General features: G+C 43.3%; 11 protein-coding genes and 3 pseudogenes. 5 read left to right on the top strand and 9 right to left on the bottom strand.

The genetic code is table 11. The features are described from left to right. Positions 1-136: 136 nt before the first annotated feature. From TT11_RS08360 to TT11_RS08330, 6 genes and pseudogenes are all read right to left on the bottom strand, one after another. Positions 137-1,052 (bottom strand): annotated as a pseudogene (locus TT11_RS08360) (ABC transporter substrate-binding protein). A gap of 102 nt (positions 1,053-1,154) precedes the next feature. Further along, positions 1,155-2,046: pseudogene (locus TT11_RS08355) on the bottom strand (transporter substrate-binding domain-containing protein). 151 nt (positions 2,047-2,197) lie between these two features. After that, on the bottom strand, positions 2,198-2,998 hold the full coding sequence (locus tag TT11_RS08345) for a transporter substrate-binding domain-containing protein (protein ID WP_261870007.1): 801 nt from the start codon (positions 2,996-2,998) through the stop codon (positions 2,198-2,200). 337 nt (positions 2,999-3,335) lie between these two features. Next, positions 3,336-4,135, bottom strand: a pseudogene (locus TT11_RS08340) (ABC transporter ATP-binding protein). A gap of 362 nt (positions 4,136-4,497) precedes the next feature. After that, positions 4,498-4,704: a hypothetical protein gene (locus tag TT11_RS08335; protein ID WP_261870006.1), complete on the bottom strand. Its 207-nt coding sequence runs from the start codon at positions 4,702-4,704 to the stop codon at positions 4,498-4,500. After that, a complete protein-coding gene (locus tag TT11_RS08330) occupies positions 4,677-4,805 on the bottom strand; it encodes a hypothetical protein (RefSeq protein WP_261870004.1) in 129 nt (42 codons plus the stop codon). The genes TT11_RS08335 and TT11_RS08330 overlap by 28 nt, the downstream gene beginning before the upstream one ends. Positions 4,806-5,238: 433 nt before the next feature. Between TT11_RS08330 and TT11_RS08325 the strand changes: the two genes are divergently transcribed. The 5 genes from TT11_RS08325 (at position 5,239) to gltS (ending at position 9,294) form a co-directional block, all read left to right on the top strand. Beyond that, complete coding sequence (locus TT11_RS08325; RefSeq protein ID WP_261870003.1) at positions 5,239-6,540, top strand: glutamate-5-semialdehyde dehydrogenase; 1,302 nt, start codon at positions 5,239-5,241, stop codon at positions 6,538-6,540. A gap of 121 nt (positions 6,541-6,661) precedes the next feature. Beyond that, a complete protein-coding gene (locus TT11_RS08320) occupies positions 6,662-7,414 on the top strand; it encodes a ribonuclease domain-containing protein (RefSeq protein WP_261870002.1) in 753 nt (250 codons plus the stop codon). A 16-nt stretch (positions 7,415-7,430) separates the two neighbouring features. Further along, complete coding sequence (locus TT11_RS08315) at positions 7,431-7,628, top strand: hypothetical protein (RefSeq protein WP_261870001.1); 198 nt, start codon at positions 7,431-7,433, stop codon at positions 7,626-7,628. Further along, positions 7,606-7,881: a barstar family protein gene (locus TT11_RS08310; protein ID WP_261869999.1), complete on the top strand. Its 276-nt coding sequence runs from the start codon at positions 7,606-7,608 to the stop codon at positions 7,879-7,881. The genes TT11_RS08315 and TT11_RS08310 overlap by 23 nt, the downstream gene beginning before the upstream one ends. 138 nt (positions 7,882-8,019) lie before the next feature. Then, positions 8,020-9,294 (top strand): sodium/glutamate symporter, encoded by a 1,275-nt coding sequence (gene gltS, locus TT11_RS08305; RefSeq protein ID WP_057758303.1) that lies wholly within the window; start codon positions 8,020-8,022, stop codon positions 9,292-9,294. Positions 9,295-9,430: 136 nt separating this feature from the next. On the opposite strand, the gene TT11_RS08300 is transcribed toward gltS, so the two are convergent. From TT11_RS08300 to TT11_RS08290, 3 genes are all read right to left on the bottom strand, one after another. Then, entirely contained in the window at positions 9,431-10,939 is a 1,509-nt protein-coding gene (locus tag TT11_RS08300) for a sodium:alanine symporter family protein (protein WP_101205556.1), read from the bottom strand. A 436-nt stretch (positions 10,940-11,375) separates the two neighbouring features. Then, positions 11,376-12,632 carry a serine hydroxymethyltransferase gene (glyA, locus tag TT11_RS08295; protein WP_101205555.1) on the bottom strand — a complete coding sequence of 419 codons (1,257 nt, stop codon included), beginning with the start codon at positions 12,630-12,632 and terminating at the stop codon, positions 11,376-11,378. A gap of 488 nt (positions 12,633-13,120) precedes the next feature. Then, positions 13,121-13,612 carry a chorismate lyase gene (locus TT11_RS08290; protein ID WP_261869996.1) on the bottom strand — a complete coding sequence of 164 codons (492 nt, stop codon included), beginning with the start codon at positions 13,610-13,612 and terminating at the stop codon, positions 13,121-13,123. Positions 13,613-13,616 lie beyond the last annotated feature (4 nt).

The raw sequence follows: 13,616 nt of genomic DNA, 5'->3' as shown, positions 1-13,616 counted from the left end.
GATAGGCGGCTATTATGTATATTCGTTGCTATAACGACAAATAAAAAAAGGATATCACCATGAAGGCGATATCCTTTTATTGATCAAAACACGATTTTTTTGACTGCTGTCTTTGACTACTATTAGCTATTCGCTATTAACTAACGTTTTCTGTCGCTGGTTGGTCGGCAGTATTTGTATCTGTGCCTGTATTTGCGTCTTCATCAACTGTGCTCGTTGCAGACGCTGGCACCGCAAAGTACTTTTGATTGATTTTATCGTAAGTACCATTAGCTTTTATATTAGCAAGAGACTGATTGATCTTTGCTTGTAGCGGATCGCCTGGGCGTACTGCTATCGCAAAATTATCATTGATATCGATCTCATCACCTTTTAGCGCATATTTGCTACCAGCATTTGAGCTCAGCCATTCTATCGCAGGCAGCTTATCAGAAATCATCGCATCGACACGTTTTGAACCGAGATCCAAAAACGCATTGCTCAACGTATCATAAAGCTTCATATCGGCTTTTGGATACGTGTCTTCTAGCCACTGCGATGAAATGGTTGAACGCTGTGCAGCAATAGAATGCGAGTCGATATCGCTGTTGTTACTAGGGTCAAAGCTGCTGTCTTTTTGGCCAAAAGACCAAGGCATTGCTAAAGTACGGATCGGTAAAGCTCACCTGCTGCGAACGCTCTGGAGTAACGGACATCGCGGCCACGATTGCATCGTACTTACCCGCTTTTAGACCAGGGATAATACCGTCCCAATCTTGCGCCACAATCTCACAAGTCACCTGCATATCCGCACAAAGTGCATTTGCTATCTCAACATCAAAACCACCCAGTGTCCCATCGGCATTGGTATAGTTAAAAGGTGCATAGGCCCCTTCTGTACCGATGCGTAATACATCACCTGTAGAGGCTGCCGTTGTTTCGGTAGCCTCTGGATTGGTATCAGCGGCACTCTCTTGACTATTGCTACAGCCAGCAACGGTAAAGGCCGTCGCTAGTGCAAACAATGACATAGACAGACGACTGGCTACAGTAATGTTAGATTTGCCAGTCATGGCACATATTGGGGCACAATGGTTGCTCATGATCATCCTTGGTTTCTTCTTGAGTAAACAACACGTTTTCAAACAACAGCAGTCAAACTGCTAGATATCGTATTAGTTAGCTGGCTCTTCTTCAGTGACCATTACTTCTTCGACACTATCAGTTGTTGCCACCGCTTTTTGTGCTGCAGCCGTTGAGCTAGTACCAAAGTAGCTACCCGTGATTTGATCATAGGTGCCGTTGTCTTTTAGCTCAGCCAATGCTGCATTGAACTTAGCAACTAACGGATCGCCTTTACGGAATGCAATACCCATTGCGTCATCATTGGTGCTGATTTCTTCACCTTTAACTTCGTAGCCTTTGCCTGCATCTGTTTTTAACCAGTCAATGCCTGTGACTTTGTCAGACATCATACCGCGCACGCGACCTGAGGTTAGATCTAGATAAGCATTGTCTTGCGTATCATATAACTTGATATCAGCATCTGCATGCTCGTCTTGTAGGTACTGAGAGGCAACAGTTGAGCGCTGTGAGGCAATTGGTAGACCTGTTAGTGACTCAACACTTAAGTCATCACCTTTTTTGCCGATCAAGATGATACCGCTATGGAAGTAAGGGTCACTGAAATCAACCACTTCTTTACGCTCAGGCGTGATCGACATACCTGCGATAGCTGCATCAAACTTCTGTGCGTTAAGCCTGGAATCAAACCATCCCAATCTTGAGAGATGACTTCACACTCAGCTTTCATTTGTGCACATAGTGCGTCAACCAGCTCAATCTCGTAACCAATCAGCTTGCCATCTGCATCAGTGTAACTGAAAGCTTGTAGCTTGATTCTGTCGCAATTTTGATATTTAAAGGCGCTTCAGTAGCGGTATCAGCTTCAGCATTTTCTGCTGGTGCTGAGCTATTGTTACAACCTGCCAGCATTAGCACTGCTGCGCTAAGCGGTGCTAGCCACAATACTTTTTTGCTCATTGATGATGTCATTGAAATTGTCATAAGTTTTATTCCTTAATATATTTACCAGCTATATCGTCAATCACTGCTTGCTGATTTATGCTTATAAACACCGTTTATTTGAAAAATGCCCAGTTTTAGCATTACTCGCATCAAACGTTACTTGTTTTAAGCATAAATCTTCAGTGATTCATTATCGACCAAAGTTCATTTGCTCAAGACGTGCAAGCTCACCGTTACTACGGATCTCGCTCAATGCTTTGTCAAAGTCAGCTTTGAGTGAGTCACCTTTACGTACAGCAATGGCAATATTGTCATCGTTATCAATTTCATCACCAACGATACCGAAGCCCGCTGCATTTTCTGCTAACCATGATTTGGCAGAAACTTTTTCAGCCAATACCGCATCGCTACGACCAGATTTTAGATCTAGATAGGCATTGTCATAGTTGTCATACAACTGAACTGTGTTGCCTTCTTTGCCTTCGTAATTATCCTGTAGATAAGCACCTGGCGTAGTAGAACGTTGACCACCAAGCGTTGCATCTTTAATCGCCATAGGATCAAAACCACCATCCGTATTGGTCAACCATACCATCGTATTGGCAAAGTACGGCTCGCTGAAATCAACTTTTTCTTGACGCTCAGCGGTGATAGACATACCTGCAATCACGGCATCATATTTTTGTGCCAATAGACCTGGGATAATACCGTCCCAATCCTGTGCAACGATTTCACACTTGGCTTGCATTTGATCACACAAGGCATTGGCAACATCGATATCAAAACCTGCCAAGCTGCCGTCAGCATTGGTGTAGTTGAATGGAGGGTAAGCGCCTTCGGTAGCGATACGAATGGTTTTACCAGTGGTTTCTGCTGCAGGGGCGTCAGCGTTGGCATCGGTAGTTTCATCGGCAGGTTGGCTACAAGCGCTCAACATCAATGCAGCAGTAACGGTCATCGATGACCACAATAGGCGAGAATTCGACATCATACGTTCCTTAAATTCTGATGGGTTTTACATAAGTTTTTGACAGGATTTTCTGACTTAGGGTTCTGATATTTTGTTCTCTGACGTCCCTGCCAGACAAGCAATATAGATAGCAGAATAACAGACAGCCACGAGACGTGACGGCCTATAAACCTTTTGATAATACCTGAGTAAAATATCAAAAACAAACGTTTTGCATACTCATAGTTATCATTGGGCAATAAACAGTCAACAATGGTTACGTTACAGTGATTTTACGTTTGGCAGGGCAAATGGTGGCAAGTGTGTTGCCACCACCTGTATTAGACATGATATTAAGCGTAAAACTAATAATTAATAACTAAGTAGGACGGTGTGACGCCATAAAGTCCTTAACACGCTCAGAGGTAGGGTTATCAAAGACTTGCTCAGGTGTGCCAATTTCTTCAACCACACCTTGATGTAAAAAGACGACTTTGCTTGATACTTCACGGGCAAAGCGCATTTCGTGAGTAACGATAAGCATCGTACGCCCCTCTTCTGCTAGCTCACGCATTACTGCAAGCACTTCATTGACCAGTTCAGGATCTAGCGCAGAGGTTGGTTCATCAAACAATAGGACTTGTGGCTGCATAGCAAGCGCACGGGCAATTGCGACACGCTGACGCTGACCACCAGATAAGTTGGCAGGATAAGCGTCTTTTTTTGTCGAGCAGGCCTACTTTATCGAGCAGCTTTTCTGCATCACTAATTGCTTGGTCTTTTTTTAATCTTTAAGACCTGCGTTGGCCCTTCGATGATGTTTTGTAGAATTGTCTTATGCGGCCACAGGTTGAAGTTCTGAAAGACAAACCCGACGCGTGCGCGCAAGCTTTCTAGCTGCTTCACGTCTGCTGCTTGTAGCTCACCTGACTTGGCAGGTTTTAGCATCAGCTCTTCATTACCGATCAAGATACGACCATGATTGGGGTTTTCTAGAAGATTAATACAACGCAGCAACGTCGACTTACCTGAGCCAGATGAGCCCAAAATAGAGATAACATCGCCATCATAGGCAGTTAGGGATACCCCTTTTAATACCTCTAATGAGCCGTAGCTTTTATGGATGTCTTGTAAGTCTAGGGCGATAGGCCGAGTCGGGTTTTTTGCAGTATCAAGCATGGTTCAGCAGACTTCCAATAAATATGAGTGAAAACACGAATAAAATAAGAGCTATATCTATATGCTATATCTATATATAGTACAAGCATCTAGATGCATTATCGTAATATGCCTGATGAGGCAAAGAGAAAAATGCCATATTGTCTCTTATTACGCAGTAAAAAGGCAAATATTGTATTTAACCAACGGGTTAATCAGCTTCTAACAAACTACGAATACAAAAAAAGCCCAGACTGCATTTATCGCTCTGGGCTTTATTTTATCACTTTAGAATACGAGACGTTGTGTTATCTGATAACTGCCTATTTATAGTATATGCTTAGTACATCTAATATGTAGCTAGTGCATTCTATAATATGCGATTAGTACGTCGATACATGCTCTGAGTCTTCAGTACCATCTATCATATCTGCATCTTCTGCTGTCGCCACTGCCACATCATCGTTATTGGTAACGTCCATACCCTCATTATCGGCACTAGCAACGGCCACATCGTCATTGTCACTCGCTGTCGCACTTTCTTCTACAGAGGTTTGAGCATCTACAGTAGTATCAGCTTCAGTTTCCATCGGTGTGTCGTCTTTTTTTTGCTACAAGCGCCTAATGCCAAAGCACCTGCTACCAAGCCAACCGTTAGCCAATTTTTATAAGTTGTATTTTTCGTAGCCATGTTCTTTCTCCATCACTCGTCATAATAAGATTAAGTACTATCTACTGATAGCCTTGCTGTTTTAATGCTTACTATACTGAGGATATCTCGCAGCTACCTTAGTATTTACAGCGCAATTCTGTTAAAAACACGTAAAGATATAGTGTAGTACTGATAACGCGGTTATTCTAAATAAATACCGCTTAGCACGAGCAATATTACTTTGAATAAGCCCTTACAAGAGCGTTGCAAAGCGGATTCTGTTCACAAAATCATCTTTACTATCGTCCCAATCTGCTCTATGTTAAATAGCATAATGACCTACCGTTATCTAAGTAGGCATTCAAAACTTCTTTTTTTTGCGATATTTTTCGCCTTTTTAGGTGCTTTTACCTATATAAAACTGGGCGCTTTTAGTTATAAAAAAACCTGTATCAAATAAGGAAAATAATTTATGAGTCAATCGAATACTACGGATATTACGACCTATATGCAGTCTGTCGGCAAGCAAGCAAGAGCCGCTTCTCGCGCACTGGCTGCTGCCAACACTGGCGATAAAAACTCAGCACTCTTGGCCATTCATGATGAGCTGGTCAATGCCAAACAAGACATATTGGCTGCCAATAAAATCGATATGGACAACGGTCAAAAAAACAATCTTGATAGTGCACTCCTCGACCGCTTGGAGCTAAACGAAGCACGTTTTAACGGTATGCTACAAGGTCTTAAAGACGTCGCTGGCCTTCCTGACCCAATCGGTGAAGTCACTGACATGACCTATCAGCCATCGGGTATTCATCTGGGCAAAATGCGGGTGCCACTTGGTGTGGTCGGTATGATTTATGAGTCGCGCCCCAATGTGACATTAGAGGCTGCCTCACTGGCACTCAAGTCAGGCAATGCCATTATTTTACGCGGTGGTTCTGAAGCATTTGAGTCTAATCAAGCCATTGCCAAATGTATCATTAAAGGTCTTAGCCATACTGATCTATCAGAACATAGCGTACAAGTGCTACAGACGACCGATCGTGCAGCCGTTGGTGAGCTGATCACCATGACTGAATATGTCGATGTCATCGTGCCACGTGGTGGTAAAGGTCTGATTGCGCGTATCAGCAACGATGCCAAAGTCCCTGTGATCAAGCATTTAGATGGTAATTGCCATACCTTTATTGATAGTGATGCGGATCCTGAGATTGCGATCAAAGTCAGCGTCAATGCCAAAACGCATCGCTACGGCACTTGTAACACGATGGAGACGCTACTGGTTGATGAAGCAGTCGCTAATGAGCTATTACCTAAAATAGCAGAAGCCATCGTCGCTGCTGATGACGCAATGCAACTACGCCTTGATGATAAGTCACAAGCTATCCTAAATGAAAATGCTAAGCTTAAAGGTCATCTATCAGCGGCCACCTCTGAAGATTGGGATACTGAATATTTAGCTCCTATCCTAGCGGTAAAAGTGGTCTCAGGTATTAATGAGGCGATTGAGCATATCAATACGCACGGCAGCCATCATACCGATGTCATCATCACTGATAACTATACCAAGTCGCAACGCTTTATCCGTGAAGTGGACTCGGCCAGCGTTATGATTAACGCCTCTAGCCGTTTTGCTGATGGTTTTGAATACGGTCTCGGTGCTGAAATTGGTATCTCAACGGACAAAATCCATGCGCGCGGCCCTGTCGGTCTCGAAGGTCTGACTTCACAGAAATGGATTGTTTATGGTCATGGCGAAACTCGTGCTTAATCATACTAGCATCGACTATCAAAACGAGTAATCAGAAACGTCAGCAATTATGCTGGCGTTTCTTCGTTTAAATCATAAATATTTTAGTCAATGCATTTAAATTATAGGGAGCGGTACGACTATGCAAAGTGGCAAGATTAAGCACTGGAATGAAGATAAAGGCTATGGCTTTATCGATGTAGATAATCAAAGTGAAGATGTGTTCTTTCATATTAGCAAAGCAAGACTGGCGAAGCCTATAACGGTTGGACAAAGTGTCTATTTTAACAGTGCCCGTAACGACAAAAATCAATTGAGAGCCACTGAAGTGACCTCATCTTCGTTGAGCCTTGACCAAGATAATGCATTAGATGTTCCAAGCTATACCCCTACTAATGCCAATAGAAATAGCCATCACAGAACTCGTAATTCAAATCGTAGCAGCCAAAACAGCAGACCCAATAAAAGAAGCTTAGGCTCTACACTATTTAGCCTTATCGCTATAATCGCCGTCGCTTTCTATTTCTTTGGCGATTTAAATTCGACATTGTTTGCTGATAGCATCGAGTCGACAACGGTATCGCAGGACGTAAATAATAATACAAGCCAAGTCGCCCGTGCTGGTATAACAGGTGACGCACAGGTCGATAATACGATTGCGCTTATTCAGCAAGGTGGTCCGTTTCCATATCCAAATAAAGATGGCACGACGTTTTATAACCGTGAAGGCAGACTACCCGCCCAGTCACAAGGCTACTACCGCGAATATACTGTACCCACCCCTGGTGTCTCTCATCGCGGCGCACGGCGTATCGTCACAGGTGGTAACCCACCTACTGTCTATTACTTGACTATCAACCATTATGATAGTTTCCAAAGACTACAGGTGCCTTAATATGAAACGAGCTAATATGAAACGAGCTAATATGAAACAAGCGGATACGAACCAAGCCGATATGAATCGAGACAGTATGAACCAAGCAATCCACTACGTTAATCAAAGCCACGTGAATCAAGACCACATTAACCAAAACGGTACAGCACTGGGTACTAGCATTCCTGCGCAGGCTGTTACTATAGCCGTAGGTGACACGCTCGAAAAAAACTGAGCTATTGACGAGTTTAGGCAAGGCCTGTGACTTCCCTAGTTATTTTTCACACAACTGGGACAGTGCATGGGATTGTCTAACAGACAGTGAGGCAATTCATTTAAGGCTTGATTTGACAGACGTCAAAAGGATAAACACTGAGGACTTCAATGTCTTTAAAAGCATCATTGAGGATGCCTTTAGAGAATTTGGCAAACCACAATTGTGGATCATCGTGCCATCTGAGAATGAAGCTTATGCGTTAGAAAATTAGTCGTTAACAGCCTATATATTGCAAGCTTGACCGCCGATAGTCACCGATAATTATTCGTCATCATAGAAACCTGAATTCGAGATAAAGCCATATTTATCCCGAATTCAGGTTAATTTATTTTATAGAAAGGATTAACCTATGGAGATTACCTTAAACGGTTATTACACCCTGATATTGGCCACCCTAGTACTGCTTCTTGGGCGGTTTTTGGTGCGGAGAGTAAAGTTTCTAGAAGACTTTAATATCCCAGAACCGGTTGCTGGTGGTTTGGTCGCGGCGATTGTTGTCTATGCTCTCAATATGGTTTGGGGATATAGTTTTAACTTTCATCAAGGATTACAGACCGCCACCATGTTGATGTTCTTTGCGTCCATCGGTCTGAGCGCTGATTTTAGTCGATTAAAAGCAGGCGGCACACCATTATTGATTTTTACTATCGTTGTTTCAGTGTTTATTGTATTGCAGGACGTCGTTGGTGTGGCTATGGCAAGTGCGTTAGGACTTGATCCTTTGCTCGGTCTGGTGACAGGTTCTATCGCTCTAACAGGTGGTCATGGTACAGCAGGCGCTTGGGGCATTACGTTAGAACAAGACTATGGTGTGGTCGGTGCGACGACGCTTGGTATCGCGGTTGCTACTTATGGTTTGGTCGCGGGTGGTATCGTTGGTGGTCCTGTTGCCCGTCGCTTGATTAACCGACTTGGACTAAAACCAACGCCAGCCAACCCTGATCCTAGCGATATCGAAAAAGTTGCTGGTGCACAGTCGTTATATAGTACCAAACACGATGAGGAGTCTGCAGGTAGTAATAAAGATATCTTTGAAAGGCCTGATAGCATGCGCTTTATCACCGCTTCTTCTACTATCGAAACCTTGGCACTATTCGCAGGTGCTTTGGCTTTTGCCGATGTGATGGCCATCGTTGCTGAAGGTACATGGTTTGAGCTGCCTACTTTCGTATGGGCATTGGCAGGCGGCGTCATCATTCGCAATGTGCTAACGATGGTCTTCAATTTTGATATGTTTGACCGCTCAATTGATGTACTTGGTAATGCGTCTTTAAGTCTATTTTTGGCGATGGCATTGTTATCATTAAAACTGTGGCAATTGACCGATTTGGCAGGCCCTGTGCTAGTCATATTGGTCGTACAGACCATCATTATGATTATCTACGTGTACCTGATTACTTTTAAAATTATGGGTAAAGACTACGACGCGGCTGTATTATCAGCGGGGCATTGTGGTTTTGGTATGGGTGCGACACCGACTGCAATTGCAAATATGCAGGCAGTCACCGATCGCTATTTGCCTTCACCTAAAGCATTCCTAATCGTGCCAATGGTTGGTGCGTTCTTTGTTGATATCGTCAATGCCACGATATTGCAGATTTTTACTAAACTGCCGTTTATGTAGGCTGATGCTGTTACAGATCAGAACTTAACAGCTATCTAGCAAATAACAAATACCAGCCATCGAAAAGCCCGCCAAGACTCATCTTGGCGGGCTTTTTTTAATTATCAAGTTATAATAGAGTGTTCAATCGAACCTATTATTTATACTTCTTAATTTCACCACTTTTCACACGCGCTATGAAAGAATTAACCTCTCTTTTCACAATTGGCATCAAGAAGTACAGACCTATGATGTTAAAGATAGCCATAGCGAATAGAGCCGCATCTGAGAAGTCGATAACGAAGCTGAACTGTACGATAGTACCGATAACAACGAAGATTAAGAAGATAAGTTTGTATATCATCTCGCCGCCTTTACCTTCACCGAAAAGGTAAGTCCAAGCTTTTAGACCATAGTATGACCATGAAATCATCGTTGAGAAAGCAAATAACAATACCGCAACCGCTAGGAAATACTGGAAGATAGGTGCCGTTTCCATAAAGGCTGCACGGGTTAGATCCACACCAGTAAGCGCTTGGGTTTGCAAGTTTGCGGCAGTGTTCACCCCAGAGATAGTAATAACAAGCGCCGTCATCGTACAGATAACAACCGTATCAATGAAAGGCTCTAATAGCGCTACTAAACCTTCAGTAGCAGGCTCTTTAGTTTTTACCGCTGAGTGAGCAATAGCGGCTGAACCAACACCCGCTTCGTTAGAGAAAGTGGCACGTTTTAAACCTTGAATCAATGCGCCAATAAAGCCACCAGCTACACCAGCACCAGTGAAGGCACCCGAGAAAATCTCGCCAAATGTAGTGCCAATATGATTAAAGTTAGCAATCAGTACGATTACTGCCATAGTAATGTATAACAAAGCCATAAAGGGTACGACTTTTTCGGTAACGGTTGCGATGCGAGGCATACCACCAATGATAACCATACCGACTAAAAACGCTAAGCCAATACCAAAGAATACACTGTAGTCCGTTGGAATGCTAAAAGTAGAGCTCATGACTGCAAAGGCTTGGTTACCCTGGAACATGTTACCGGCACCAAAGGTCGCCAATATACACATGAGTGCAAAACCAACAGCCAGAAACTTACCTAATCCGCCCATACCACGTTCAGCCATACCGCGGCTTAGGTAGTACATAGGGCCACCTGATACGACGCCAGATGGTAGTACCGTACGGTATTTGACACCTAGCGTACATTCTACAAACTTAGTCGCCATACCGAATAGGCCGACCATAATCATCCAAAAGGTAGCGCCAGGTCCACCAATAGCAAGCGCTGCACCAACGCCTGCGATGTTACCAAGACCAACGGTACCTGATAGAGCAGTAGCTAAGGCTTGAAAATGGCTGACCTCGCCTTCTTCTTTATTGGCGGGATTTGGATCGGTATATTTGCCTCTGACAATATCTAGAGACAGGCCTATTTGACGAAACTGAATAAATCCAAAGTAAAAAGTGAATACGAGTGCGGCAACTAATAACCAACCCACAATGAGGGGGAAGCTGACGTCTCCAAGAGGTACTGAAAAGAAAATAAGGTCGACGAACCAGCCAAATATATTGGCCATAAAGCCATCGAGACCTGCTCTAAATGCTGCTAAACCTGATTGTTCTGCTGCTTGCGCAAGAGTCGTGCTGAGTAATAGCATCGTTGCGACTAAAGATTATTTTTTTCATGTAAATCCCTTTAGTGAAAATAACATTTATATAATTATTCAATCAATTACAGCGATACTAATACAAAGTGTAACTATTTATTATAATTTGTATTAGTATTATTACTAAATGTTCAATACTGACTATATACTAATAGTTTTGTATGAACAAAGAGATTTACATATTTTTCTTAATTAAACGTCAACTTAGCTCTTTAAAACTAATAGCGGAACTCAATCAAGCTCACTACACTTATCGAAAAATGTCGGTAGTAGTCTTCAGGTTAAATAACAGACTGAAATATAATTAAAAAGAGCTAAATAGCAATACCAATATAGGTTTGCGTTAAATGCTCTAATATTTATAGAGAGCAATAACAAAAAAACCGCTAAGCAAAAGCTTAGCGGTTTTTTATTACCATTCTAAAGTTTACTGATTTTTAGCATAAACTGGCAATTGTGCACAAATAGCTTCTACTTTAGCGCGCACTTCAGTAGCAACCGCTTCATCACCGCGGCTGTCTAGTACGTCACAGATCCAACCTGCCAACTCACCCGCTTGTGCTTCGTTAAAACCGCGAGTAGTAATAGCTGGTGTACCGATACGAATACCAGAAGTCACGAATGGTGATTTTGGATCGTTTGGTACAGCGTTTTTGTTGACAGTGATGTGTGCTTCACCAAGCCATTTGTCCGCTTCTTTACCCGTCATTTCTTGCTTAACGAGACTGATCAGCATTAGATGGTTTTCAGTACCACCAGAGATGACTTCATAGCCGCGCTCTTGAACCACTTTTGCCATTGCTTGCGCGTTTTTCACTACTTGCTGCTGATACGTTTTGAAGTTATCTTCTAACGCTTCTTTAAAGCAAACCGCTTTTGCCGCGATGACATGCATTAACGGGCCACCTTGGTTGCCTGGGAATACAGCTGAGTTTAGCTTTTTAGCCAATACTTCATCACGCGACAAAATCATACCTGAGCGTGGGCCACGTAGAGTTTTGTGCGTCGTCGTTGTAACCACATCAGCGAAAGGTACTGGGTTTGGATAAACACCACCAGCAACTAGGCCTGCAACGTGAGCCATATCGACTAACAGGTAAGCGCCTACTTCGTCCGCGATGTCACGGAAACGCTGCCAATCGACTACTTGTGAGTATGCTGAGAAACCCGCGATGATCATTTTAGGCTTGTGCTCACGTGCTAGAGCATCTACTTGGTCATAATCAATAAGGCCAGTGCCTTCGACCAAGCCATACTGTACGGCGTTGTAGTTCAGACCTGAGAAGTTAATATGCGCGCCATGCGTCAAGTGACCACCAGCGTCTAGGCTCATGCCTAGTACCGTGTCATTGGCTTCAAGCAACGCTAAAAATACCGCAGAGTTTGCTTGGCTACCCGAGTGTGGCTGGACGTTGACGTACTCAGCACCGAACAGCTCTTTTGCACGATCAATAGCCAATTGCTCAACCACATCGACGTGCTCACAACCACCGTAATAGCGCTTACCTGGATAACCTTCAGCGTATTTGTTGGTAAGGTCAGTGCCTTGTGCTTCCATCACTGCTTGCGAGCAGTAGTTTTCAGAGGCAATAAGCTCTATGTGATTTTCTTGACGAACGCTTTCTGCGGCCATGGCTTCAGCAAGTGCTGGATCAAACTCTTTGATAGAAATATCTTTAAACATAGTGATGTCCTAGGTAGTGGCTATCGTTAATGGTAGTGTTTATGAAAAAGAAGCGAGTAGTAAAAGGAGGTAAAATAGGCAAGCAAAGGCAATTGGCCTTGTTATTAACTCGTCCATTATAGGCAATAAATTCGACATATAAATGCATCGATATCATCGCTAAAGATTAAGTGTAACATGAAAATTTGTACTGCGAGCGCAAAAAAACCTCACAGCAAGCTGAGCAATTTAAATGGCTATATCACGCAGATAAATAGCCAATAAAATAAAGTATTTACTGGCGGCTCACCCATACGGTTAAAACAATATTTTTATTAATATCCTAACTTATAGTCGATACTAAATAAAACTGACACATTGTTTAATAACGCGAAACTGGTATAAATTTTTCTGGCTTGCTGTGCCTGCGCCGACAGAGGCTGCAAAAAACTTATCCCAGTCCCGCTGTATCTTTTTCATATTGGTCTGACTATATACTACGAGTGTGCTCATTTTAAAAATGAAGCTAAAAACGTTTCGCTAATCAGTAGCGTGCGCCCATACCAATCATAACGTGTTTGTCGTTGCCAGCCTGCGCCCGTGTGTTGGATAAAGCGCTGATTGGGCAAGGTGCGACTGCGCTTAAACAACACATATCCGATGGGCGTACCTTTTAACTGTTGCAGACGACGGGCGCGCCCTTTGAGACTGGGTAACGGAAAGATACTCTGTGCCTCGACCCATGGTTGCTCATCATTACCATATAGCTGCGCCTCGCGTACCCACGCCAGCATCGGACGATTTAGCATAGCGCCTCGTACACCCAACTGTCGTTTTTGTGCCAATGACAATGAGCGATAACCCTCAAAGCTACGCTCGACACGTAGCGGCTGACCCGCTTTTACCTCAAGCATCGCAGTCAGAGAACCTTCAGCATTGAGCCAAGGCAAGAGTTCAGTAGGAGGTAGGCCACTGGTAGAACTAAAAGAATTGCTGGTCATAGTT

The organism is Psychrobacter sp. JCM 18901 (assembly GCF_000586435.1).
In the GTDB taxonomy this organism is placed as follows: domain Bacteria; phylum Pseudomonadota; class Gammaproteobacteria; order Pseudomonadales; family Moraxellaceae; genus Psychrobacter.
The sequence above is the reverse complement of the archived record's forward strand: the minus strand, read 5'-3'. Positions and strand labels throughout refer to the sequence as shown.

Excerpts from the sequence above, each read along its gene's own strand:
- TT11_RS08290 (WP_261869996.1), bottom strand. The coding sequence starts at position 13,612 with ATGACCAGCAATTCTTTTAGTTCTACCAGTGGCCTACCTCCTACTGAA.
- TT11_RS08300 (WP_101205556.1), bottom strand. The coding sequence starts at position 10,939 with ATGCTATTACTCAGCACGACTCTTGCGCAAGCAGCAGAACAATCAGGT.
- TT11_RS08325 (WP_261870003.1), top strand. The coding sequence starts at position 5,239 with ATGAGTCAATCGAATACTACGGATATTACGACCTATATGCAGTCTGTC.
- TT11_RS08330 (WP_261870004.1), bottom strand. The coding sequence starts at position 4,805 with ATGGCTACGAAAAATACAACTTATAAAAATTGGCTAACGGTTGGCTTG.
- TT11_RS08315 (WP_261870001.1), top strand. The coding sequence starts at position 7,431 with ATGAAACGAGCTAATATGAAACAAGCGGATACGAACCAAGCCGATATG.
- glyA (WP_101205555.1), bottom strand. The coding sequence starts at position 12,632 with ATGTTTAAAGATATTTCTATCAAAGAGTTTGATCCAGCACTTGCTGAA.
- TT11_RS08335 (WP_261870006.1), bottom strand. The coding sequence starts at position 4,704 with ATGGAAACTGAAGCTGATACTACTGTAGATGCTCAAACCTCTGTAGAA.
- TT11_RS08320 (WP_261870002.1), top strand. The coding sequence starts at position 6,662 with ATGCAAAGTGGCAAGATTAAGCACTGGAATGAAGATAAAGGCTATGGC.
- gltS (WP_057758303.1), top strand. The coding sequence starts at position 8,020 with ATGGAGATTACCTTAAACGGTTATTACACCCTGATATTGGCCACCCTA.
- TT11_RS08345 (WP_261870007.1), bottom strand. The coding sequence starts at position 2,998 with ATGATGTCGAATTCTCGCCTATTGTGGTCATCGATGACCGTTACTGCT.